Below are 21,219 nucleotides of genomic sequence, written 5' to 3' on the forward strand. Positions count from 1 at the left end.
GGACTGCCGAAGGCTGCGATCTTTCCCTTGGCACTTGAGTCTCAAGCGAAAGACCAAAAATCAAAAGATCGCAGCCTTCGGCAGCTCCTACAGGGCTGTGAGCAGCTTATTTTTTCAGGTCTTCAGCGCCTTGCAGCGGTTCATCACCGAGCAGGATGGCCTGGTCGTGGTTGATCTGTTCTTCTTCGAACAGGCGCCAGGTCTTGTCGTTCTCCACCCCCAGCAATTCGACAAAGCGCCGGCCTTCGACCTTGTCCGTCAACTGGCCGACATAGCGCCCCGGTTCGCTATCGTTGCGGGTCAGGACGATTTTGCGGTCCTTCTCCGGCTGGGTCGGCGAGATCAGGCTCAGTTCCACGGTCTGGGGGCGACTGTTGCCGTTCAGGCGCAGGTTCACTTCGCCGGTCACGTCATCCAGTTGCACGTTGGCATGCAGTTGCAGGGTCTGGGCCAGCAGTTCGCGCTCCAGCGAGCGGTTGATGCCCTTGCCGGCTTCGTAATAGTTGTCGTTGACCAGGTTGTCCGGGTTCTTCACTGCAATGGTCACCATCGTCAGGCTCAGTGTCACCGAACAGCTCAGGATCGCGATGATGATCCACGGCCAGAGGTGCTTGTACCAAGGGCTGGTGGCGGTTGCTGCAGGCATGTTCATTTCTCTCAACGAGTTTGTGGGCCGATGAACCGGCTCTTGGCTTCGACATGTACGCTTTCGTCATCGGCGTCCTTGAGGGTGAAGGTCACCTCGTTGGTGCTCGATGGCAGTTGCTCCGGTGCGCTGGATAGTTCAACCGGCTGGCTATAGATCTCGCCGGCCGCGACCTTGATTTCCCGCCGGCCTTGCAGCTTGAGGTCGGGCAGGCCTGAGGCTTCCAGGACGTACGTATGGTCGCGTTGGTCCTTGTTCATGATCTTCAGGCTGTAGACGTTCTCGATCCGGCCTTCGGCGTTTTCGCGGTACAGCACGCGGTCCTTGCTGACGTCGAACCCCACCAGCGAACGCATGAAGAATGCCGCCGCCAGCAAGCTGATCATGGTCAGCAGCACCAAGGCGTAACCGATCAGGCGTGGGCGCAGTTTATGGGTTTTCTGCCCCGAGAGGTTGTGTTCGGTGGTGTAGCTGATCAGGCCGCGCGGGTAGTCCATCTTATCCATGATGCTGTCGCAGGCGTCGATGCAGGCTGCGCAGCCAATGCACTCGACCTGCAAGCCGTCGCGAATGTCGATGCCGGTCGGGCAGACCTGGACGCACATGGTGCAGTCGATGCAGTCCCCAAGGCCCAGGGCCTTGTAGTCCACACCTTTCTTGCGCGGGCCACGGCTTTCGCCACGACGCGGGTCGTAGGACACGATCAAGGTGTCCTTGTCGAACATCACGCTTTGGAAGCGCGCGTAAGGGCACATGTAGATGCACACCTGCTCACGCAGCCAGCCGGCGTTGCCATAGGTGGCGAGGGTGAAGAAGCCGATCCAGAAATACGACCAGCCATCGGCCTGGCCGGTAAAGAACTCGAACACCAGTTCGCGGATCGGCGTGAAGTAACCGACGAAGGTCACGCCTGTGGCGAAGCCGATCAGCAGCCACAGGCTGTGCTTGGCGAACTTGCGCAGGAATTTGTTGGCGCCCATGGGGGCCTTGTCGAGCTTGATGCGCTGGTTGCGATCGCCTTCAGTGACTTTTTCGCACCACATGAAGATCCAGGTCCACACGCTTTGTGGGCAGGTGTAGCCGCACCACACCCGTCCGGCATAGACCGTGATGAAGAACAGGCCAAATGCCGCAATGATCAGCATCCCCGACAGCAGGATGAAATCCTGGGGCCAGAACGTCGCACCGAAAATGAAGAACTTGCGTTCCGGCAGGTTCCACCAGACGGCCTGGTGGCCGCCCCAGTTCAACCAGACCGTACCGAAATACAGCAGGAACAAGAACGCTCCGCCCAGCATCCGCAGGTTACGGAACAGACCGGTGAAGGCGCGGGTGTAGATTTTTTCCCGAGAGGCATACAGGTCGACGCTTTTGTTCGCGTCCTTGGCAGGCGGGGTAACGTCATGTACCGGAATCTGGTTGCTCATCAATTGCATCCCACGGCAGTGGAAAAGTGCCGGGGTCAGTACGTGCCGACCACGGTCAGAAAGGGTATTGCAGTGGCGCAATGATACGCCTGTCGCTCTGGCTCAAGGGTGCGACCTTTGGTCGCGTTGGGCGTCTGCCCAGAATGGTGTAGCGGATGTAACAAGTCATGACCCAGATCAATTGACTATTGTAGGAGCTGCCGTCTCAAGCGGGTGGACGGGATGACCATGGGTTGAGCACCGCCACGCCGCTGCTCTGGAAATCACTCACGTTGCGGGTGACTACGGTCAGTCCGTGGACCAACGCAGTGGCAGCAATCAGTGCATCGCATTCATTGCTGCGATCCGGAACGTGCAGGCGAGCACAGCGCAGCGCGACGGCGCGGTCGACCGCCAGGATTCTTCCGGCGAATGCGGGCATGACATGGTTGTCCAGCCATGCACGCAGGTGGCTGCCTTGCACCGGGTCCTTGCGTTCGAAGCGCAACACGCCGGTTTCCAATTCCAATACGGTAATCGCCGAAAGGTAAAGGCTGGGGGCGGGCACGCCACGCGCCCAGGCCTGTACGTTCTTATCGGCTTGAGGCTTGCGCAGTTCCGAGATGACGTTAGTGTCGAGCAGGTACATCAGGACAGGTCCACCGGTCGAGGAGAGATGACGGCACGTTCGGTATCGAAATCAATATCCGGCGTGTCGGGCATGACCAGCAACTCGACGATGCTGGTGCCGATGCCGGTCAGTTTCTGGTACTCCTCAATGCTTAGCAGCACATGGGCCGGCTTGCCACGGTCGGTAATGATGACCGGCCCCTGGCGGGTGGCTTTTTTGGCACCACTTGTGTCGTGGTTGAATTCGCGGCTGGAAATAGTGGTGATGGACATGGCGGCGTCCTCGATAGAACTGAATGTAGGCACGTTACTACCACGGCTGTTTGCGGGCAAGATAAAACAATTTCGTCCTGTCGCACCGGCAAACAAAAAGGCCCCGTCAATGTTGGTTGACGGGGCCTTTGGTGCATCAGGCGTTGGCTTTACTGGGCGTCAGCCGCAGGTGCCTTTTCGCCGTGAGACAGGCTGTAGACATAGGCGGCCAGCAGGTGGACCTTGTCGTTGCCTTGCAGGTCGGCCTGGGCCGGCATCTGGCCCTGGCGACCGTAGCGGATGGTCTGCTGCAGTTGGGCGAAGCTCGAACCGTAGATGAAACCGGCCGGATGCGTCAGGTCAGGTGCGCCCATGGCGGGCGTGCCCTTGCCGGCAGGACCGTGGCAGGCCACGCAGTTGGCCGCGAACAGTTTCTGGCCGTTGGCCGGGTCGGCCTTGGCGCCTTCCGGCAGTTTGCGACCGTGCAGGCCGGTCACCAGGTAGGAGGCCACGTCGGCCACGCCTTGTTCGCCCACCACGGCAGCCCAGCCCGGCATCACGGCGTGACGGCCGCCCATGATGGTGGTCTTGATGGTTTCCGGCTCACCGCCCCAGCGCCAGTCGGCATCGGTCAGGTTGGGGAAGCCATAGGCGCCCTTGGCGTCGGAACCGTGGCAGACCGAGCAGTTGGAGGCGAACAGGCGGCCACCCATCTTCAGGGCTTGCGGGTCCTTGGCGACTTCTTCGATCGGCATGGAGGCGAACTTGGCGAAGATCGGACCGAACTTGGCGTCCGAGCGAGCCATTTCCTTTTCCCACTCGTGAACGCCTGTCCAGCCGGTCTGGCCGTTGGCGAAGGCGGTCTGCTTTTCATTGTCCAGGTAGTTATAGCCTGGCAGCAGGCCTTTCCAGTTGCCCAGGCCAGGGTAGAGCACCAGGTAACCGAGGGCGAACACGATGGTGCCCACGAACAACATGAACCACCATTTCGGCAGCGGGTTGTCGTACTCTTCGATCCCGTCGAAGGAGTGGCCAACCGTCTCTTCGGTGGCTTCGCTGCGCTGGCCCTTGCGGGTCGACAGCAGCAGCCAGGTCAGGGCGAAGATCGTACCCAGACTGAGGACTGTGACGTACAGACTCCAGAACGTAGTCATTCTTTGTTACTCCTAGAAGCTTGCTCGACGTGCTTGATGGCCTCGGGATCATCCGCGAACGGCAGCAAGGTCGCGTCGTCAAACTCCGACTTGCGCTTGGGGCTGAACACCCACAAGGCCAGGCCGATAAAGGCCACCATCACGACGACGGTGCCCAGGCCACGAATCATCCCGATATCCATCCAGATCACCGTTTGCTTTTGATGATGGTGCCCAGGCCTTGCAGATAGGCCACCAGCGCGTCCATTTCAGTCTTGCCCTTGACGGCATCCCTGGCACCGGCGATGTCTTCGTCGGTGTAAGGCACGCCCAAGGCCCGCAGGACTTCCATTTTCTTGGCGGTGTCTTTGCCGTCGAGCTTGTTTTCTACGAGGAACGGGTAGGCCGGCATTTTCGACTCAGGCACAACGTTGCGCGGGTTGTACAAGTGCGCACGCTGCCAGTCGTCGGAGTAACGGCCGCCAACGCGGGCCAGGTCCGGGCCGGTCCGCTTGGAGCCCCACAGGAACGGGTGGTCCCAGACGCTTTCACCGGCAACCGAATAGTGGCCGTAGCGTTCGGTCTCGGCACGGAACGGACGGATCATCTGCGAGTGGCAGCCGACACAGCCGTTGGCGATGTAGATGTCGCGGCCTTCCAGTTCAAGGGCGGTACGCGGCTTCATGCCTTCGACCGGCTTGTTGGTCACGTCCTGGAAGAACAGCGGAACGATCTGGGTCAGGCCGCCGATGCTCACGGCGATGACCATGAAGAAGGCCAGCAGGCCGATATTCTTCTCTACTGCTTCGTGCTTCATCAGTGAGCTCCAACTACGGCGATCTTGGCGGCGGCTTCAGCTTCAGCCGGGTCAGAGGCACGAACGGTGCGGTACACGTTGTAGGCCATGAACAGCATGCCGCTGGCGAAGAACGCGCCGCCCAGGGCTCGAACGATATAGCCCGGGTGGCTGGCTTGCAGGGCTTCGACGAACGAGTAGGTCAGGGTGCCGTCGTCGTTGATTGCACGCCACATCAGGCCTTGGGTGATGCCGTTGACCCACATCGAGGCGATGTAGAGCACGGTGCCGATGGTCGCGAGCCAGAAGTGCGCGTTGATCAGGCCGGTGCTGTGCATCTGCGCACGACCGAACAATTTCGGGATCATGTGGTAGATGGCGCCGATGGAAATCATCGCCACCCAGCCGAGCGCACCGGCGTGTACGTGGCCGATGGTCCAGTCGGTGTAGTGGCTCAGGGAGTTGACGGTCTTGATGGCCATCATCGGGCCTTCGAAGGTCGACATGCCGTAGAACGCCAACGACACCACCAGGAACCGCAGGATCGGGTCGGTGCGCAGCTTATGCCAGGCGCCCGACAGGGTCATCATGCCGTTGATCATGCCGCCCCAGCTTGGCGCCAGCAGGATGATCGACATCGCCATGCCCAGGGACTGCGCCCAGTCTGGCAGTGCGGTGTAGTGCAGGTGGTGCGGACCTGCCCAGATGTACAGGGTGATCAGCGCCCAGAAGTGCACGATGGACAGGCGATAGGAATAGATCGGACGCTCGGCCTGTTTCGGCACGAAGTAGTACATCATCCCCAAAAAGCCGGTGGTCAGGAAGAAACCCACGGCGTTGTGACCGTACCACCACTGGATCATCGCGTCGGTCGCGCCCGAGTAGGCCGAGTACGACTTGAAGAAGCTGACCGGCAGGGAGGCGTGGTTGACGATGTGCAGCATGGCGGTCACGACGATGAAGGCACCGTAGAACCAGTTACCGACGTAGATGTGCTTGGTCTTGCGCTTGACGATGGTGCCAAAGAACACCAAACCGTAGGTCACCCAGACGATGGCCAGCAGGATAGCCAGGGGCCATTCCAGCTCCGCGTATTCCTTGGTGGTGGTGAAACCCATTGGCAAGGTCACGATCGCACCGACGATGACCGCTTGCCAGCCCCAGAAGGTGAAGGCGGCGAGGCTGTCGGAGATCAGTCGCGTTTGGCAGGTTCGCTGCACGACGTAGTAAGAAGTGGCAAACAACGCACAACCACCGAAGGCGAAGATCACCAGGTTGGTGTGCAGCGGGCGCAGGCGTCCAAATGTCGTCCATGGCAGATCGAAGTTCAACTCCGGCCAGACCAGTTGCGAGGCGATGAAGACACCGAGCCCCATGCCAAGGATCCCCCAGACCACCGTCATGATGGCGAACTGGCGGACTACCTTATAGTTATAAGCAGTCGGACTGATTGCTGTGCTCATTCTAAGGTTCCACGGTTTGGGTGTTTTATTAGGATAAAAATCGGTCGCAAGTATGGAGAAAGCGGGGGGTCATTGCAACGCGCCATGACCTGGGTCAATGCTTTCCAAAGCTGATTCTGCGGCCTTTCCATGTGCCGAGTAGGGACAAAATTGACCCTCGGCAAAATGTCGCAACGAAGGAAAGAGGCGAGGGGGTCAGGTCGGTTGTAACGGGGTGTGTTCGAACACGGCGTTCGGGTGATGCCAGGCAACTGTCGCAACAGCCGGTATTCACCTGCCTTTGCGGCCTTTTTGTCGAACGATTGTCGAACGCATCGGGTCGGGTCGACCTGAAACCGGCAGTCGCCAGCGCACGCAGAGGCAAGCTTAGACCTGATTCCGGGGAACCGAAAGGAAGACGATAGGAGGGTGCGACAATGCGTCGCGCAGGGGCACGAAACAGCCGCATCCAGGTGAATGCGGCTGTTTGTGCGGTCAGGATTTATTCGCTTTTGTGTTCCGCTTGCAGGCGCTCGGTGCGGGCGCCCTGAGACAAGCTGTAGACGTAAGCCGCGAGCAGTTGCACCTTGTCATTGCCCAGCAGTTCATTCTGCGCCGGCATGTGGCCCTGGCGACCATGGCGAATGGTCTGCTGCAACTGGGCCAGGCTGGTGCCGTAGATGAAACCGGCCGGTTGCGTCAGGTTTGGCGCGCCCATGGCTTCGGTCCCTTGGCCGTTGGCGCCGTGGCAGGCCACGCAGGTGGTGTTGAAAGCCTGTTGGCCGGCTTGCAGATCGGCACCGCTGTCTGCCGGCAAAGGCAGACCGGCCAGGTCGTGGCGTACGTATGCGGCCACGTTCTTGACCCCGGCGTCCCCCAGCACTTCGCCCCAGGCCGGCATCGCCGCCATGCGGCCGCCCATGATGGTCGCCTTGATGGTGTCGGCGGCGCCACCCCAGCGCCAGTTGCTGTCAGTCAGGTTCGGGAAGCCGAAGGCACCCTTGGCATCCGAGCCGTGGCAGACCGAGCAGTTGGAGGCGAACAGGCGCCCACCCATCTTCAAGGCTTGTGGGTCCTTGGCCACTTCTTCCACGGGCATGGCGGCGAACTTGGCGAAGATCGGCCCGAACCTGGCGTCGGCCTTGGCCATCTCCTTTTCCCATTCATGGGCGCCGGTCCAGCCGTTCTCGTAGCCGGGCAGGATGCCTTTCCAGTTGCCCAGGCCCGGATAGAGGACCAGGTAACCGACGGAAAACACCAGGGTGCCGGCGAACAGCAGGAACCACCACTGCGGCAGTGGGTTGTCGTACTCCTCGATGCCGTCGAAGCTGTGGCCCATGGTCTGGTCGACGCTGCCCTTGGTTTCGCCCTTGCGGGTGCCGATCAGCAGCCAGGTCAGGCCGATCAGGCTGCCGATGGTCAGTACGCAGATCCACGTACTCCAGAAGGTGGTCATGGCCGGGTACTCCTTGTCGCAGGGTCTTGTGGGGTGATGTCGGCGGGTGGTTCGTCGGCGAACGGCAGCAGGCGCGCCTGGGCGAATTCCGGGCCACGCTTGCTGCTGAATACCCACAGGGTCAGGCCGATGAAGGCGATGAACACCACGACGGTGCCCAGGCCACGGATCATTCCAGTGCTCATTTCAAAGAACATCAGGCTCACCTCTTGCTCTTGATGGCGGTGCCGAGCACTTGCAGGTAGGCCACCAGCGCGTCCATTTCGGTCTTGCCCTTGAGCGAGGCCACGCTGCCGGCGATGTCGTCGTCGGTGTACGGCACGCCGAGGGTGCGCATGGCGCGCAGCTTGCCTTCGGTGTGGCTGCTGTCCACCGCCTGGGCTACCAGCCATGGGTAGGCCGGCATTTTCGACTCAGGCACGACGTTGCGCGGGTTGTACAAGTGGGCGCGGTGCCAGTCATCGGAGTAGCGCGCGCCGACCCGTGCCAGGTCCGGCCCGGTACGCTTGGAGCCCCACAGGAATGGGTGGTCCCAGACGCTTTCGCCGGCGACGGAGTAGTGGCCGTAGCGCTCGGTCTCGGCGCGGAACGGACGGATCATCTGCGAGTGGCAGCCGACGCAGCCTTCACGGATGTAGATGTCGCGGCCTTCCAGTTGCAGGGCGGTGTAGGGCTTCATGCCGTCCACCGGCTTGTTGGTCACGTCCTGGAAGAACAGCGGCACGATCTGGGTCAGGCCACCAATGCTCACGGCCAGGACCATCAGCAGCATCAACAGGCCGACGTTTTTTTCGATTGTTTCGTGTTTCATGGTGGACTCCTCAGGCCATCTGCGCGGCAGCGGCGGCTTCGGCAGGCTGGTAGGCCCGCACGGTGCGCCAGGTGTTGTAGGCCATCAGCAGCATGCCGAGAAGGAAGATCGACCCGCCCGCCAGCCGCACGACGAAGCCTGGGTGGCTGGCCACCAGGGTTTCGACGAAGGAGTAGGTGAGGGTGCCGTCCTCGTTCACCGCGCGCCACATCAGGCCCTGGGCGATGCCGTTGACCCACATCGAGGCGATGTACAGCACCGTGCCGATGGTCGCGAGCCAGAAGTGCGCGTTGATCAGGCCGATGCTGTGCATCTGTGGCCGGCCGAAGACTTTCGGGATCATGTGATACAGCGCACCGATGGAAATCATCGCCACCCAGCCGAGCGCACCGGCATGTACGTGGCCGATGGTCCAGTCGGTGTAGTGGGAGAGGGCGTTGACGGTCTTGATCGCCATCATCGGACCTTCAAAGGTCGACATGCCGTAGAACGCCAGGGACACCACCAAAAAGCGCAGGATCGGGTCACTGCGCAACTTATGCCAGGCACCCGAGAGGGTCATCATGCCGTTGATCATGCCGCCCCAACTGGGGGCCAGGAGGATCAGCGACATCACCATGCCCAGGGACTGTGCCCAGTCCGGCAGCGCGGTGTAGTGCAGGTGGTGCGGACCGGCCCAGATGTACAGGGTGATCAACGCCCAGAAGTGCACGATGGACAGGCGATAGGAGTACACCGGGCGCTCGGCTTGCTTGGGTACGAAGTAGTACATCATCCCCAGAAAGCCCGCGGTGAGGAAAAAGCCTACGGCGTTGTGACCGTACCACCATTGCACCATCGCATCCGTGGCCCCGGCATACACCGAGTAGGATTTGGTGAAGCTCACGGGCAGTTCCAGGTTGTTGACGATGTGCAGGATCGCCACGGTCAGGATGAACCCGCCGAAGAACCAGTTGCCGACGTAGATGTGCTTGGTGTTGCGCTTGGCCACGGTGCCGAAGAACACGATGGCATAGGCGACCCAGACGATGGTAATCAGGATGTCGATCGGCCATTCCAGCTCGGCGTATTCCTTGGAACTGGTGTAGCCCAGTGGCAGGCTGATGGCCGCCAGCAGGATCACCAATTGCCAGCCCCAGAAGCAGAATGCGGCGATTTTCGGCGCAAAAAGCTGGGTCTGGCAGGTGCGCTGCACCGAATAGAACGAACTGGCAAACAGGGCGCAGCCGCCAAAGGCGAAGATCACCGCGTTGGTGTGCAACGGGCGCAGGCGGCCGAAGCTGGTCCAGGGCAAATCGAAGTTGAGCTGCGGCCAGACCAATTGGGCGGCGAGAAAAACCCCGAGCCCCATGCCGACGATGCCCCACACCACCGTCATAATGGCGAATTGGCGGACCACCTTGTAGTTGTAGGCGGTACTGATAGAAGTGTTCATGGTTCCCCATCCACGGTTCAGCCGAAGTGAGCGCCTGCGCAAGGCAGTGCGGCGTTCTTCGCCTGGAGTTATAGGCAGACTAAAAGCGAGGCAAGCATGGACAAACAGCACAAGGCCAGTATTGACGGGGATCAATGGGCGCGGTGCGTGGCCGAACACGGTTGGCTATGGACGGTCGCGCAACCGGGTATCGTTGCCGAGCCCCCGACCCTCATCCTGGCCCACGGTGCCGGTGCACCGATGGACAGTGGCTTCATGGAGGAAATGGCCGCGCGCCTTGCCGTACGGGGCGTCAACGTGTTGCGCTTCGAGTTTCCCTACATGGCCCAGCGGCGCCAGGATGGGGGTAAGCGCCCTCCAAACCCGGCACCGAAACTGTTGGAATGCTGGCGTGCGGTGTACGCCACGGTGCGGCCTTATGTCGCTGGGCGGCTGGCCGTTGGCGGCAAGTCCATGGGCGGGCGGATGGCGAGCCTGTTGGCCGATGAGCTGGGGTGTGACGCGTTGGTGTGCCTGGGTTATCCGTTCTATGCAGCAGGCAAGCCGGAGAAACCGCGGGTCGAGCATTTGGCCGGGTTGAAAACCCGGACCTTGATCGTCCAAGGCGAGCGCGATGCGTTAGGCAATCGGGAGGCGGTGCGGGGCTACACCTTGTCACCGAGCATTGAGGTGTCGTGGCTGGTGGCGGGGGATCATGACCTCAAGCCGCTGAAGGCTTCAGGGTTCAGTCATGAGCAGCATCTGGAGGCGGCGGCGGGCAAGGTGGCGGCGTTTCTTCTTCAGGATTGATAGCGCCTGTCCCGGCCTCGTCGCGAGCAAGCTCGCTCCCACAATTGGAGTGCATGAAGGAACAACCTTATCCCCTTGTGGGAGCGAGCTTGCTCGCGATAGCGGCTGCTCAGGCAACAAAAAAACCGGAAGCTTTCGCTGTCCGGGTTTTTGGCAAGCCAACTGACATCAGCGGTTGAACCGCTCCACCAACGAATACTGCGAATTCGCCGTGCGGGTCAGCTCTTCGCTCAGCAGCGCCGAGCTGTGGGCCTGGCCGGAGGTCTGGTCGGCCAGGTCCGAGATGTTGCTGATATTGCGGCTGATCTCCTCGGCCACTGAGCTTTGTTCCTCGGTGGCAGCGGCGATCTGGGTGGTCATGTCGGTGATGTGGGCCACCGCTTCGCTGATGCCCACCAATGCCTGGTCCGCTTCCATCACCCGTGCCACGCCTTCTTCGGCCTGGCGGTGGCCGGCCTCCATGGTTTGCACGGCATTATTGGCGGTTTGCTGGAGCTTGGCGATCAGGGCATGGATCTGCCCGGTGGATTCGCTGGTGCGTTGTGCCAGTTGCCGTACTTCGTCGGCCACCACGGCGAAGCCGCGGCCCATCTCACCGGCACGGGCCGCTTCAATGGCGGCGTTGAGGGCCAGCAGGTTGGTCTGGTCGGCGATGCCTTTGATCACGTCGACTACGCCACCGATCTCGTCGCTGTCCTTGGCCAGCTGAGTCACGGTGTTGCCGGTCTCGCCGACCACCACCGACAGCCGCTCGATGGCTTCGCGGGTTTCCCCGGCGATGTCGCGGCCGCGGCTGGTCAGGCGATTGGCTTCCTGGGTGGCATCGGCGGTGCGCTGCACGTGACTGGCGACTTCCTGGGTCGTTGCCGCCATCTGGTTGACGGCCGTGGCGACCTGTTCGGTTTCCACCCGCTGGCGCTCAAGGCCGCTGGAGCTGTCATGGGCCAACGTGTTGGACTGGCGAGCCTGGTCGTTAAGGTGCTCGGCGGTGTCCTGCAGGCGCGTCAGGCAGGTTTTCAGGCGCGCTTGCTGGCTGAGGATCGACATTTCCAGGCGAGCCTGGACACCGCGGCTGTCGGTGTACATCCGGGCGATCAGCGGGTCGGAGGTGGTTTGCTCGGCCAGGCGCAGCAGGCGCTTGATCCCGCGTTGTTGCCATTGCAGGCCCATCAGCCCCAAGGGCACCGACAGCAGGGCGGCCAGGGCAAAGCCCCAGTGGGAGTTCAGGAACGCGCCGACGACGAAACTGAGTTGGCTGACCAGGATGAACGGCAGCCAGTCCTGCAGCATCGGCAACCATTTGTCGCTGGCCGGAACCGCGGATTTGCCCTGGTTGATGCGTTGATACAGGGCTTCGGCGCGGGCGATCTGCTCGGCGGAGGGCTTGACCCGCACCGACTCGTAGCCGACCACCTGATTGCCCTCGAACACGGGCGTGACATAGGCGTTGACCCAGTAATGGTCACCGCTCTTGCAGCGATTCTTGACGATGCCCATCCATGGCAAGCCTTGTTTCAGCGTGCCCCACATGTGCGCGAACACGGCGGATGGCACATCGGGATGGCGCACGAGATTGTGCGGCGAACGGATCAGCTCTTCCTTTGAGAACCCACTGATTTCAACGAATGCGTCGTTGCAGTAGGTGATGACGCCCTTGGCGTCGGTAGTGGAAATCAATCGTTGCTGGGCCGGAAAGGTCCTTTCGCGTTGTGTGACGGGTTGGTTGTTACGCATGGTGGTGTAGATCCGCAAGGCTTTGAAAGGTTGTCGGCGCCGTCAGGTTTTAGTTGAAGTTATTTTTGCCTGTCGCTATCACGCCAGCATCGGGTAGGTAAAGAGGGCGAAATGAAGCAGGTTGAGCAGGAAGTGCGTGGCAATCGCCGCGCCCAGGCCGCCAAATCGATAAGCGAGACCGTAGCCAACCCCCGCCAGGCCGGACAGCAGCACCCATTGCCAGCCCGCGCCCGCGTGTACAAGGCCGAACAGCAACGAAGCCAAGAGCAACGCCAGGTTATCGCCCTGGCGCAGGTGTTTGAAGCGTCGGCTCAAGCCACCCTGAATGTAGCCACGAAACAGCGCTTCCTCTACCAGCGTTACCAATAAAAGATTATTCAGCACCCACAGCCACGCATGATCCGGCCATTTCGGCGCCCACTGAATCATGCCCAGTAGCAGCGCCCCGCCGAGGGCCAGTACCGTACTTAGCGCCAAGCCCATCGCCGTGGCCTGGACCGACAGGCGCAACGAGCGCCGGCCGACGATCCAGGGACAGGCCAACAACAGCCAGAAGCCGATCAGCGGTTTGTCCTGGTTCAGGTACATGGCAAACGACACGGCGTCATTGGTCAGGCGTTGCGGCGCGATCGCCCGGCCGTTGAAGAAGCCAGGCATCCAGTGCAGGGCCAGTGCCAGGGCCATGACCAAGAACAGGGCATGCCCGAGAAACCGGCCAACCGGCGTTTGTTGCTGGCGAACCGCATACCCGGCGAACAGCAGCAGCCCGATCGAGATGAGCGCGGTCCAGGCCAGATGGCCATAGACCAGCGCCAGACCATAGCCTGTGGAAAGAAGGGCCAGGTGAAGCCAGGGTAAAGCGGGCATACAACATCCTTTTAACGGGAAAGCTCTGGGCGAGGGCGGCTGTCGGGTCTTCGACGCCACCGTGTCGCGCAAAGAGCACATTTGTGTCCATGCAGATTCATGCGCAGGAGGGGCAAGCAGTTGGCTGACGCGGTTGCGTGAGTGTCGGCGGAGGGATTATAGGCGGGCTCGTACAAAAACAGCGCCTGTTAAATAACTGTGGGAGCGAGCTTGCTTACGATTGGGGCAGGTCAGCCAACACTGATGCTGGCTGATCCATCGCTATCGCGAGCAAGCTCGCTCCCACAGGGGGGCGGGGTCGAACGCTGCGTCTGTGAACAGCCAGAATCTACTGTGGGAGCGAGCTTGCTCGCGATGACGGCGGAACATTCAGCACAGGTGCAGGCTGACCCACCGCTATCGCAAGCAAACTCGGCTCCCACAGAGGGACTGTTTTAGCCTGCAATCAATTGCCGCAAGACGTAGTGAAGAATCCCGCCGGCCTTGAAATACTCCACTTCATTCAAGGTATCGATCCGACACAACACTTCGATTCGCTCTTGGCTGCCATCCTCCCGGGTGATGACCAGGGGCAGGTTCATGCGCGGCGTCAGTTCGACGTCATTAAGCCCCAGGATGTCCAGGGTTTCCTTGCCCGTGAGGTTCAGACTCTTGCGATTCTGGTCGAGCTTGAACTGCAGCGGCAGCACGCCCATGCCCACCAGGTTGGAACGGTGGATACGCTCGAAGCTTTCGGCGATCACCGCCTTGACCCCCAGCAGGTTGGTGCCCTTGGCCGCCCAGTCCCGGCTCGAGCCGGTGCCATACTCCTGGCCGGCGATCACCACCAGGGGCGTGCCCGTGGCCTGGTACAGCATGGCGGCATCGTAGATCGGCATTCGTTCGCCGCTGGGGATATAGATCGTGTTGCCGCCTTCTTCGCCGTCGAGCATTTCGTTGCGGATGCGGATATTGGCGAAGGTGCCACGCATCATGACTTGATGGTTGCCGCGCCTGGAACCGTAGGAGTTGAAGTCCCGTGGCTCCACGCCCTGTTCGCGCAGGTAGCGACCGGCCGGGCTGTCGGCCTTGATGTTGCCGGCCGGGGAGATGTGGTCGGTGGTCACCGAGTCGCCCAGCAGGGCCAGGACCCGGGCGCCCTCGACGTTCCTGACGGCCGGTGGCGGCCCGCCGATGTCGTCGAAGAACGGTGGGTGCTGGATGTAGGTCGAGTCATCCTGCCAGACGTAAGTCGCCGCTTGCGGCACGTCGATGGCTTGCCATTGCTCGTCGCCGGCAAACACGGCGGCGTATTCCTTGTGGAACATGCTGGTATTGACCTGGGCCACGGCGGCGGCCACTTCCTGGCTGCTGGGCCAGATGTCCCGCAGGTACACCGGCTTGCCGTCCCGGTCGTTGCCCAGCGGCTCGCTGCTGATGTCGATGCGCACCGTGCCGGCCAGGGCATAGGCGACCACCAGGGGCGGCGAGGCCAACCAGTTGGTTTTCACCAGTGGATGCACCCGGCCTTCGAAGTTGCGGTTGCCCGACAATACCGAGGCCACGGTCAGGTCGGCTTTCTGGATGGCTTTTTCGATGGGGTCCGGCAACGGCCCGGAGTTGCCGATACAGGTCGTGCAACCATAGCCCACCAAGTCGAAACCGAGTTTATCCAGGTACTCGGTCAGGCCGGCCGCGTTGTAGTAATCGGTGACCACCTTGGAGCCCGGCGCCAGGGAACTCTTGACCCAAGGCTTACGGACCAGGCCTTTTTCCACGGCTTTTTTCGCCAGCAGCCCGGCGGCCATCATCACGCTGGGGTTGGAGGTGTTGGTGCACGAGGTAATGGCGGCAATCACCACCGCGCCGTTTTTCAGACGATGGGTGTGGCCTTCGAATTCGTACTCGGCTTCGCCCACCTGGTCGGCATTGCCCACCGCGACGCCACCGCCGCCTTCACTTTCCAGACGGCCTTCTTCTTTACTGGTGGGTTTGACCTGCAATCCCAGGAAGTCGCTGAAAGCCTGGCCGACATTCGGCAGCGAAACCCGGTCCTGAGGGCGTTTGGGCCCGGCGAGACTGGCCTCGACGCTGCCCATGTCCAGCTCCAGGGTGTCGGTAAACACCGGTTCCTGGCCGGGCAGGCGCCACAGGCCCTGAGCCTTGCAATAGGCTTCCACCAGCTTCACGGTTTCGGCTGGACGCCCGGACAGGCGCAAGTAGTCCAGGGTCACCTCGTCCACCGGGAAGAAACCGCAGGTGGCGCCGTATTCCGGGGCCATGTTGGCGATGGTGGCGCGGTCGGCCAGGGGCAGGTCGGCCAGACCGTCGCCATAGAACTCGACGAATTTGCCCACCACACCTTTCTTGCGCAGCATCTGCGTGACGGTCAGCACCAGGTCGGTGGCGGTGATGCCTTCGCGCAGTTTGCCAATGAGTTTGAAACCGATGACCTCGGGAATCAGCATCGACACTGGCTGGCCGAGCATGGCCGCTTCCGCCTCGATCCCGCCAACGCCCCAGCCCAATACGCCGAGGCCGTTGATCATGGTGGTGTGGGAGTCGGTGCCCACCAGGGTATCGGGGAAGGCGTAGGTGCGGCCGTCTTCTTCTTTGGTCCACACGGTGCGGCCCAGGTATTCCAGGTTGACCTGGTGGCAGATACCGGTGCCTGGCGGCACCACGCTGAAGTTGTCGAAGGCGCTCTGGCCCCAACGCAGGAAGGCGTAGCGTTCGCCGTTGCGCTGCATTTCGATGTCGACGTTCTGCTCGAACGCCTGGCTGCTGGCGAACTTGTCCACCATCACCGAGTGGTCGATCACCAGGTCCACCGGTGACAACGGGTTGATCCGTTGGGGATCGCCGCCGGCCTTTTCCACGGCGGCGCGCATGGCGGCCAGATCGACCACGGCGGGGACACCGGTGAAGTCCTGCATCAGCACCCGTGCCGGGCGGTATTGAATCTCGCGGTCGGAGCGGCGCTCCTTGAGCCACCCGGCCAGGGCCTTGAGGTCGGCGCCGGTGACGGTTTTTTCATCTTCCCAGCGCAACAGGTTTTCCAGCAGCACCTTCAAGGACATGGGCAGCTTGTCCAGGTCACCCAGGCTTCGGGCGGCATCCGGCAGGCTGAAGTAATGGTAGGTCCTGGCGTCGACTTGCAGTGTTTTAAGGGTTTTCAGGCTATCGAGGGACGGCATTGAAATCACTCCTTTGAGTCCGCACGGCTACGGACGGAGGGGGACGGACAGAGCCTTTAACCTAGCCCTGTTTTGAGCGTATGACTAATCACTGGACTCTATAGCAAGGTTCGCGGTTCCGAACTCCGCTATCATGCGGCGGTTTTCGTGACAGGCTTTGCTACGGAGTTTCAATGAACACGCTTTTTATGCACTGCCGGCCAGGCTTCGAAGGCGAGGTCTGTTCCGAGATCGCCGAGCACGCGGCCCGGCTCAATGTGGCCGGCTACGCCAAGGCCAAACCGGCCAGCGCCTGCGCCGAATTTGTCTGTACTGAAGAGGACGGTGCCGAGCGGCTGATGCGCGGGCAGCGTTTTGCCGAGCTGATTTTTCCGCGCCAGTGGGCGCGGGGCTCGTTCATTGAATTGCCGGAAACCGACCGTATCAGCGTCATCCTGGCTCAGATGTCGGCGTTCCCGACCTGCGGCAGCCTGTGGCTGGAAGTGGTCGACACCAATGACGGCAAGGAGCTGTCGAACTTCTGCAAGAAATTCGAAGGCCCGTTGCGCAAAGCGCTGAGCGGGGCCGGCAAGCTGGTGGACGACCCGCACAAGCCGCGCCTGCTGTTGACGTTCAAGAGTGGCCGTGAAGTGTTCCTGGGCCTGGCGGACGCGGATAATTCGGCGATGTGGCCGATGGGCATCCCGCGCCTGAAGTTCCCCCGGGAAGCGCCGAGTCGCTCCACACTCAAGCTCGAAGAGGCCTGGCACCATTTCATCCCCCGGGACCAGTGGGACGAGCGCCTGCACAGTGACATGACTGGCGTGGACCTCGGCGCCGCGCCAGGCGGCTGGACCTGGCAACTGGTCAACCGTGGCATGCTGGTGACGGCTATCGACAACGGCCCGATGGCCGAAAGCCTGATGGACACTGGCCTGGTGCAGCACCTGATGGCGGATGGTTTCACGTTCAAGCCCAAGCAGCCGGTGGACTGGATGGTCTGCGACATTGTCGAAAAGCCCGCGCGCAACGCGGCGATGCTGGAAGAGTGGATTGGCGAGGGCCATTGCCGCGAGGCCGTGGTCAACCTCAAGTTGCCGATGAAACAGCGTTATGCCGAGGTCAAGCGCCTGCTCGAACGCATCGCCGACGGTTTCAAGGCCCGGGGCATCAAGGTCGAGATCGGTTGCAAGCAGCTGTACCACGACCGTGAGGAAGTGACCTGCCATCTGCGGCGGTTGGACACGAAAAAGCCGAAGTCCCGCTAGCCCTCGGAGTTGATGGAGTTCTCTGTGGGAGCGAGCTTGCTCGCGATGACGTCGGTACATTCAACATGGATGCAAGCTGACCCACCGCTATCGCGAGCAAGCTCGCTCCCACAGGAGGCAGTGCGAAGCCAGGGGTGACCGAGCGCCGACATTGCGCGACAATGCCGGCCAGTTTCAGGAGTAGAACATGAGTGAAATGAACAACACGCCGGTCGACGGCACGCTGGATGCCACCGGCCTCAATTGCCCGGAACCGGTGATGATGCTGCACCAGCACATCCGCGACCTGGCTCCCGGTGGCCTGCTGAAAGTCATCGCCACCGACCCTTCGACCCGCCGCGACATCCCCAAGTTTTGCGTGTTCCTGGATCACGAACTGGTGGCCCAGCAGGAAGAGGCGGGCACCTACCTCTACTGGATCCGCAAGAAACTCGCTTAACCCGTCGAGCGGCTGATGCGGATCTGCTTTCGCGCGCTGCGGGCCAGACGGATCGACAGCATCAGTGCCGCGCAGCTCAAGCCCACGATCAGGCCTTGCCACAAGCCGCTCGGGCCGCTGGCCGCGCCGAGCCAGTCGGTCAGGCCCAGGGCGTAACCCACCGGCAGGCCGATGCCCCAATAGGCGAACAGGGTCAGGATCATCGTCACCCGGGTGTCCTGGTAGCCGCGCAATGCGCCTGCCGCCGTAACCTGGATCGCATCGGAAAACTGAAACAGCGCCGCGTAGACGATCAGCATCGATGCCACCTCGATCACCACCGGGTCGGCGGTATAGATCGCCGCGATTGGCCCGCGCAGCGCGAACATCAGGCTAGCCGAGAGGCAAGCGTAGGCCAGTGCGGTGCCCATGCCCACCCCGGCGGCGAAGCGCGCTTCGCGAGGCTGCCGCCGCCCCAGGGCCTGGCCGACCCGCACCGTGACGGCCATGCCCAGGGAGTAGGGGATCATGAACACCAGGGAACTGAAGTTCAGCGCGATCTGGTGCCCGGCCACCACGGTGGCGCCGAGGCTGCCGATCAGCAGGGCGATCACCGCGAAAATACTCGACTCGGCGAACACCGCAATGCCGATCGGCAAGCCGATGCCCAGCAGGCGCTTGATGACCGCCCATTGCGGCCAGTCGAAGCGGCTGAACAACCGGCTCGACTGATAGGCCGGTGCCCACCGTGCCCAACCGGCCATGCCCAGGGCCATGACCCACATCACGATGGCCGTGGCCCAGCCGCAACCGACGCCGCCCATGGCGGGCACGCCCAGGTGCCCATAGATAAAGATGTAATTGAGTGGAATGTTCAGCGCCAATCCGCACAAGCCCAGCACCATGGCCGGTCGCGTACGACCCAGGCCATCGCTGAAGCAACGCAGCACGTGATACAGCGCCACGGCCGGCAGGCCCGTGCCAATGCCCCGCAGGTATTCCATGCACGGACCGATCAATTCGGGATCGACTTTCATGATGTGCAGGATCGGTTCGGCGCTGAACAGCGCCAGTGTCGCGATCAACCCCACCACCAGCGCCAGCCACAATGCCTGACGCACCAGCGGCCCGATCTCGTCGAACGTACCGGCCCCGAAGCGCTGGGCAACTTTCGGGGTAGTCGCCAGCAGGGTGCCAGTCATCAACAGGAACACCGGCACCCAGATCGAGTTGCCCAGGGCCACGGCCGCCAGGTCCCGTGGACCGACCCGACCGGCCATCACCGCATCGACAAAGCCCATGGCGGTGGTCGCCAGTTGCGCCACCATGATCGGCAAGGCCAGGGCCAGCAACGTCTTGAATTCCAGGCGCACCCGGGCCGGGCGGGAGAGGGGAGTGGAGGTGTCGATGACAGGATTCACAGAGCAAACGTCCGAAAGGGTTAAGCGCAAGGCGGAGAATTCTACGCCTTGACGCAGTGGTCAGGAAAAAACCTGTGTTGTGGATTTGTAATCGTTCACTCAGCTCGTGAATGCTGTTGTGGCGAGGGGATTTATCCCCGTTCGACTGCGCAGCAGTCGCAATAATCATAGGGGGTGCTGGCGCACCCAACGGGGATAAATCCCCTCGCCACAACATCATTCGCTCCTGGTAATGCGTAGACCCACTGGAACGCCTACACTGCCTACCCCGCCAAAGGAGCTCTGCCATGCTGATCGTCGCCGACGAAAACATCCCCCTGCTTGATGCGTTTTTCCAAGGCTTCGGCGAAATTCGCCGGGTACCGGGCCGGGGCATCGACCGGACGATGGTCGAGCACGCCGATGTACTGCTGGTACGTTCGGTCAGCCAGGTCAATCGGGCCCTGCTGGAAGGCAGCAAGGTCCGCTTCGTCGGCACTTGCACCATCGGCACCGACCACCTGGACCTGGATTATCTTGCCGAGGCGGGGATCCGCTGGGCCAGCGCACCCGGCTGCAATGCCCGTGGCGTGGTGGACTACGTGCTGGGCAGTCTGATGACCCTGGCAGAAATCGAAGGTGCGGCGCTGGAGCAGCGGACCTTCGGCGTGGTCGGCGCAGGCCAGGTGGGCGGGCGGTTGATCGAGGTGCTCAAGGGGCTGGGCTGGGCCGTGAAGGTCTGCGATCCGCCGCGTCAGGCCGCCGAGGGCGGCGACTATGTGAGCCTGGAGCAGATCATCGAGCAGTGCGATGTGATCAGCCTGCACACCCCGTTGACCCGCGACGGCGAGCAACCGACCTGGCACCTGTTCGACGAAGCGCGCCTGAACCAGCTCAAGCCCGGGACCTGGCTGATCAATGCGGCTCGAGGCCCGGTCATCGATAACGCCGCGTTGCGCGAGGTGTTGCTGGAGCGTGAAGACCTGCAAGCGGTGCTGGATGTCTGGGAGCATGAGCCCACCGTGGATGTGGACCTGGCCGATTTGTGCGTGATCGCCACCCCGCACATTGCCGGTTACAGCCTCGATGGCCGGCAGCGTGGCACAGCCCAGATCTACCAGGCCTTGTGCGCGTTCCTGGAGCGACCGGTTGAAGTCAGCCTCAGCGACCTGTTGCCCCGGCCCTGGCTGGGTGGCATCACCCTGGATGCCGAAACCGACCCGGCCTGGGCCTTGGCGGCGCTGTGCCGGAGTGTGTACGACCCCCGTCGTGACGACGCGGATTTTCGCCGCAGCCTGGTGGGCACCGTGGACGAGCAACGCCGCGCGTTCGATGCCTTGCGCAAGCATTATCCGCCACGCCGGGAAATCGACAGTTTGAAGGTGCGTATCGACGGGCAGTCGGCGGCCTTGCAACAGATTGTCACGGCGTTGGGCGCCACTCTCGTCTAGACGCCGTCGTTTTGTGGCGAGGGGATTTATCCCCGCTGGGGCGCGAAGCGGCCCCGAAATCTGAAGATTGCGGTGTGTCAGTTTGAACCAATGGGGCTGCTGCGCAGCCCAGCGGGGATAAATCCCCTCG

At 62.0% G+C, this 21,219-nt stretch carries 20 protein-coding genes; 4 read left to right on the forward strand and 16 right to left on the reverse strand.

Translation table 11 applies throughout. From position 1 onward, the window contains the following. Positions 1-106: 106 nt before the first annotated feature. From AB7M32_RS13780 to ccoN (AB7M32_RS13835), 12 genes are all read right to left on the reverse strand, one after another. On the reverse strand, positions 107-646 hold the full coding sequence (locus tag AB7M32_RS13780; RefSeq protein ID WP_072408031.1) for a FixH family protein: 540 nt from the start codon (positions 644-646) through the stop codon (positions 107-109). 11 nt (positions 647-657) lie between these two features. Then, positions 658-2,073, reverse strand: a complete 1,416-nt coding sequence (gene ccoG / locus AB7M32_RS13785; RefSeq protein WP_454250213.1) for a cytochrome c oxidase accessory protein CcoG — start codon at positions 2,071-2,073, stop codon at positions 658-660. A 205-nt stretch (positions 2,074-2,278) separates the two neighbouring features. Beyond that, positions 2,279-2,701: a PIN domain-containing protein gene (locus tag AB7M32_RS13790; protein WP_454250214.1), complete on the reverse strand. Its 423-nt coding sequence runs from the start codon at positions 2,699-2,701 to the stop codon at positions 2,279-2,281. Then, positions 2,701-2,955 (reverse strand): type II toxin-antitoxin system Phd/YefM family antitoxin, encoded by a 255-nt coding sequence (locus AB7M32_RS13795; protein ID WP_060738429.1) that lies wholly within the window; start codon positions 2,953-2,955, stop codon positions 2,701-2,703. Before AB7M32_RS13795 ends, AB7M32_RS13790 begins: the two co-directional genes overlap by 1 nt. 149 nt (positions 2,956-3,104) lie before the next feature. Beyond that, positions 3,105-4,088: a cytochrome-c oxidase, cbb3-type subunit III gene (gene ccoP / locus AB7M32_RS13800; protein WP_454250215.1), complete on the reverse strand. Its 984-nt coding sequence runs from the start codon at positions 4,086-4,088 to the stop codon at positions 3,105-3,107. Continuing rightward, positions 4,085-4,270: a CcoQ/FixQ family Cbb3-type cytochrome c oxidase assembly chaperone gene (locus AB7M32_RS13805; RefSeq protein ID WP_003183474.1), complete on the reverse strand. Its 186-nt coding sequence runs from the start codon at positions 4,268-4,270 to the stop codon at positions 4,085-4,087. The genes ccoP (AB7M32_RS13800) and AB7M32_RS13805 overlap by 4 nt, the downstream gene beginning before the upstream one ends. A 5-nt stretch (positions 4,271-4,275) precedes the next feature. Beyond that, the gene (gene ccoO, locus AB7M32_RS13810; RefSeq protein WP_072407855.1) at positions 4,276-4,884 is read right to left on the reverse strand and encodes a cytochrome-c oxidase, cbb3-type subunit II; all 609 of its coding nucleotides are present in this window, start codon (positions 4,882-4,884) and stop codon (positions 4,276-4,278) included. After that, positions 4,884-6,326, reverse strand: coding sequence for a cytochrome-c oxidase, cbb3-type subunit I (ccoN, locus tag AB7M32_RS13815; protein ID WP_413794773.1), 1,443 nt, complete (start codon positions 6,324-6,326; stop codon positions 4,884-4,886). Before ccoN (AB7M32_RS13815) ends, ccoO (AB7M32_RS13810) begins: the two co-directional genes overlap by 1 nt. A gap of 481 nt (positions 6,327-6,807) precedes the next feature. Next, positions 6,808-7,761: a cytochrome-c oxidase, cbb3-type subunit III gene (ccoP, locus tag AB7M32_RS13820; protein WP_072407853.1), complete on the reverse strand. Its 954-nt coding sequence runs from the start codon at positions 7,759-7,761 to the stop codon at positions 6,808-6,810. Beyond that, positions 7,758-7,958, reverse strand: a complete 201-nt coding sequence (locus AB7M32_RS13825; RefSeq protein ID WP_060743060.1) for a cbb3-type cytochrome oxidase subunit 3 — start codon at positions 7,956-7,958, stop codon at positions 7,758-7,760. Before AB7M32_RS13825 ends, ccoP (AB7M32_RS13820) begins: the two co-directional genes overlap by 4 nt. A gap of 5 nt (positions 7,959-7,963) precedes the next feature. Further along, positions 7,964-8,572 (reverse strand): cytochrome-c oxidase, cbb3-type subunit II, encoded by a 609-nt coding sequence (ccoO, locus tag AB7M32_RS13830; protein ID WP_053120686.1) that lies wholly within the window; start codon positions 8,570-8,572, stop codon positions 7,964-7,966. Positions 8,573-8,582: 10 nt separating this feature from the next. Then, a complete protein-coding gene (ccoN, locus tag AB7M32_RS13835; protein ID WP_003199614.1) occupies positions 8,583-10,007 on the reverse strand; it encodes a cytochrome-c oxidase, cbb3-type subunit I in 1,425 nt (474 codons plus the stop codon). Between the two features lie 96 nt (positions 10,008-10,103). Here ccoN (AB7M32_RS13835) and AB7M32_RS13840 point away from each other — a divergent pair, with 96 nt between their 5' ends. Beyond that, entirely contained in the window at positions 10,104-10,796 is a 693-nt protein-coding gene (locus AB7M32_RS13840; RefSeq protein WP_454250216.1) for an alpha/beta family hydrolase, read from the forward strand. Between the two features lie 168 nt (positions 10,797-10,964). Here the strand turns inward: AB7M32_RS13840 and AB7M32_RS13845 are convergent, their stop codons facing one another. From AB7M32_RS13845 to acnA, 3 genes are all read right to left on the reverse strand, one after another. Further along, positions 10,965-12,530, reverse strand: coding sequence for a methyl-accepting chemotaxis protein (locus tag AB7M32_RS13845; protein WP_454250217.1), 1,566 nt, complete (start codon positions 12,528-12,530; stop codon positions 10,965-10,967). A 78-nt stretch (positions 12,531-12,608) separates the two neighbouring features. After that, positions 12,609-13,397, reverse strand: coding sequence for a CPBP family intramembrane glutamic endopeptidase (locus AB7M32_RS13850; protein WP_454250218.1), 789 nt, complete (start codon positions 13,395-13,397; stop codon positions 12,609-12,611). A gap of 434 nt (positions 13,398-13,831) precedes the next feature. Continuing rightward, on the reverse strand, positions 13,832-16,573 hold the full coding sequence (gene acnA, locus AB7M32_RS13855) for an aconitate hydratase AcnA (RefSeq protein WP_454250219.1): 2,742 nt from the start codon (positions 16,571-16,573) through the stop codon (positions 13,832-13,834). A gap of 173 nt (positions 16,574-16,746) precedes the next feature. On the opposite strand from acnA, the gene rlmM reads away from it, so the two are divergent. Continuing rightward, the gene (rlmM, locus tag AB7M32_RS13860; protein ID WP_454250220.1) at positions 16,747-17,820 is read left to right on the forward strand and encodes a 23S rRNA (cytidine(2498)-2'-O)-methyltransferase RlmM; all 1,074 of its coding nucleotides are present in this window, start codon (positions 16,747-16,749) and stop codon (positions 17,818-17,820) included. A 187-nt stretch (positions 17,821-18,007) separates the two neighbouring features. Next, entirely contained in the window at positions 18,008-18,259 is a 252-nt protein-coding gene (gene tusA, locus AB7M32_RS13865; protein ID WP_109751569.1) for a sulfurtransferase TusA, read from the forward strand. Here the strand turns inward: tusA and AB7M32_RS13870 are convergent. Continuing rightward, positions 18,256-19,659, reverse strand: coding sequence for an MATE family efflux transporter (locus AB7M32_RS13870; RefSeq protein ID WP_454250221.1), 1,404 nt, complete (start codon positions 19,657-19,659; stop codon positions 18,256-18,258). The genes tusA and AB7M32_RS13870 overlap by 4 nt on opposite strands. A gap of 287 nt (positions 19,660-19,946) precedes the next feature. On the opposite strand from AB7M32_RS13870, the gene pdxB reads away from it, so the two are divergent. Further along, the gene (gene pdxB, locus AB7M32_RS13875; protein ID WP_454250222.1) at positions 19,947-21,089 is read left to right on the forward strand and encodes a 4-phosphoerythronate dehydrogenase PdxB; all 1,143 of its coding nucleotides are present in this window, start codon (positions 19,947-19,949) and stop codon (positions 21,087-21,089) included. Positions 21,090-21,219 lie beyond the last annotated feature (130 nt).

This window comes from Pseudomonas sp. R151218B TE3479, assembly GCF_053629195.1.

Bases quoted from the DNA above. Each gene is read 5' to 3' on its own strand.
- AB7M32_RS13780 (WP_072408031.1), bottom strand. From the start codon at position 646: ATGCCTGCAGCAACCGCCACCAGCCCTTGGTACAAGCACCTCTGGCCG.
- ccoG (WP_454250213.1), bottom strand. From the start codon at position 2,073: ATGAGCAACCAGATTCCGGTACATGACGTTACCCCGCCTGCCAAGGAC.
- AB7M32_RS13790 (WP_454250214.1), bottom strand. From the start codon at position 2,701: ATGTACCTGCTCGACACTAACGTCATCTCGGAACTGCGCAAGCCTCAA.
- AB7M32_RS13795 (WP_060738429.1), bottom strand. From the start codon at position 2,955: ATGTCCATCACCACTATTTCCAGCCGCGAATTCAACCACGACACAAGT.
- ccoP (WP_454250215.1), bottom strand. From the start codon at position 4,088: ATGACTACGTTCTGGAGTCTGTACGTCACAGTCCTCAGTCTGGGTACG.
- AB7M32_RS13805 (WP_003183474.1), bottom strand. From the start codon at position 4,270: ATGGATATCGGGATGATTCGTGGCCTGGGCACCGTCGTCGTGATGGTG.
- ccoO (WP_072407855.1), bottom strand. From the start codon at position 4,884: ATGAAGCACGAAGCAGTAGAGAAGAATATCGGCCTGCTGGCCTTCTTC.
- ccoN (WP_413794773.1), bottom strand. From the start codon at position 6,326: ATGAGCACAGCAATCAGTCCGACTGCTTATAACTATAAGGTAGTCCGC.
- ccoP (WP_072407853.1), bottom strand. From the start codon at position 7,761: ATGACCACCTTCTGGAGTACGTGGATCTGCGTACTGACCATCGGCAGC.
- AB7M32_RS13825 (WP_060743060.1), bottom strand. From the start codon at position 7,958: ATGTTCTTTGAAATGAGCACTGGAATGATCCGTGGCCTGGGCACCGTC.
- ccoO (WP_053120686.1), bottom strand. From the start codon at position 8,572: ATGAAACACGAAACAATCGAAAAAAACGTCGGCCTGTTGATGCTGCTG.
- ccoN (WP_003199614.1), bottom strand. From the start codon at position 10,007: ATGAACACTTCTATCAGTACCGCCTACAACTACAAGGTGGTCCGCCAA.
- AB7M32_RS13840 (WP_454250216.1), top strand. From the start codon at position 10,104: ATGGACAAACAGCACAAGGCCAGTATTGACGGGGATCAATGGGCGCGG.
- AB7M32_RS13845 (WP_454250217.1), bottom strand. From the start codon at position 12,530: ATGCGTAACAACCAACCCGTCACACAACGCGAAAGGACCTTTCCGGCC.
- AB7M32_RS13850 (WP_454250218.1), bottom strand. From the start codon at position 13,397: ATGCCCGCTTTACCCTGGCTTCACCTGGCCCTTCTTTCCACAGGCTAT.
- acnA (WP_454250219.1), bottom strand. From the start codon at position 16,573: ATGCCGTCCCTCGATAGCCTGAAAACCCTTAAAACACTGCAAGTCGAC.
- rlmM (WP_454250220.1), top strand. From the start codon at position 16,747: ATGAACACGCTTTTTATGCACTGCCGGCCAGGCTTCGAAGGCGAGGTC.
- tusA (WP_109751569.1), top strand. From the start codon at position 18,008: ATGAGTGAAATGAACAACACGCCGGTCGACGGCACGCTGGATGCCACC.
- pdxB (WP_454250222.1), top strand. From the start codon at position 19,947: ATGCTGATCGTCGCCGACGAAAACATCCCCCTGCTTGATGCGTTTTTC.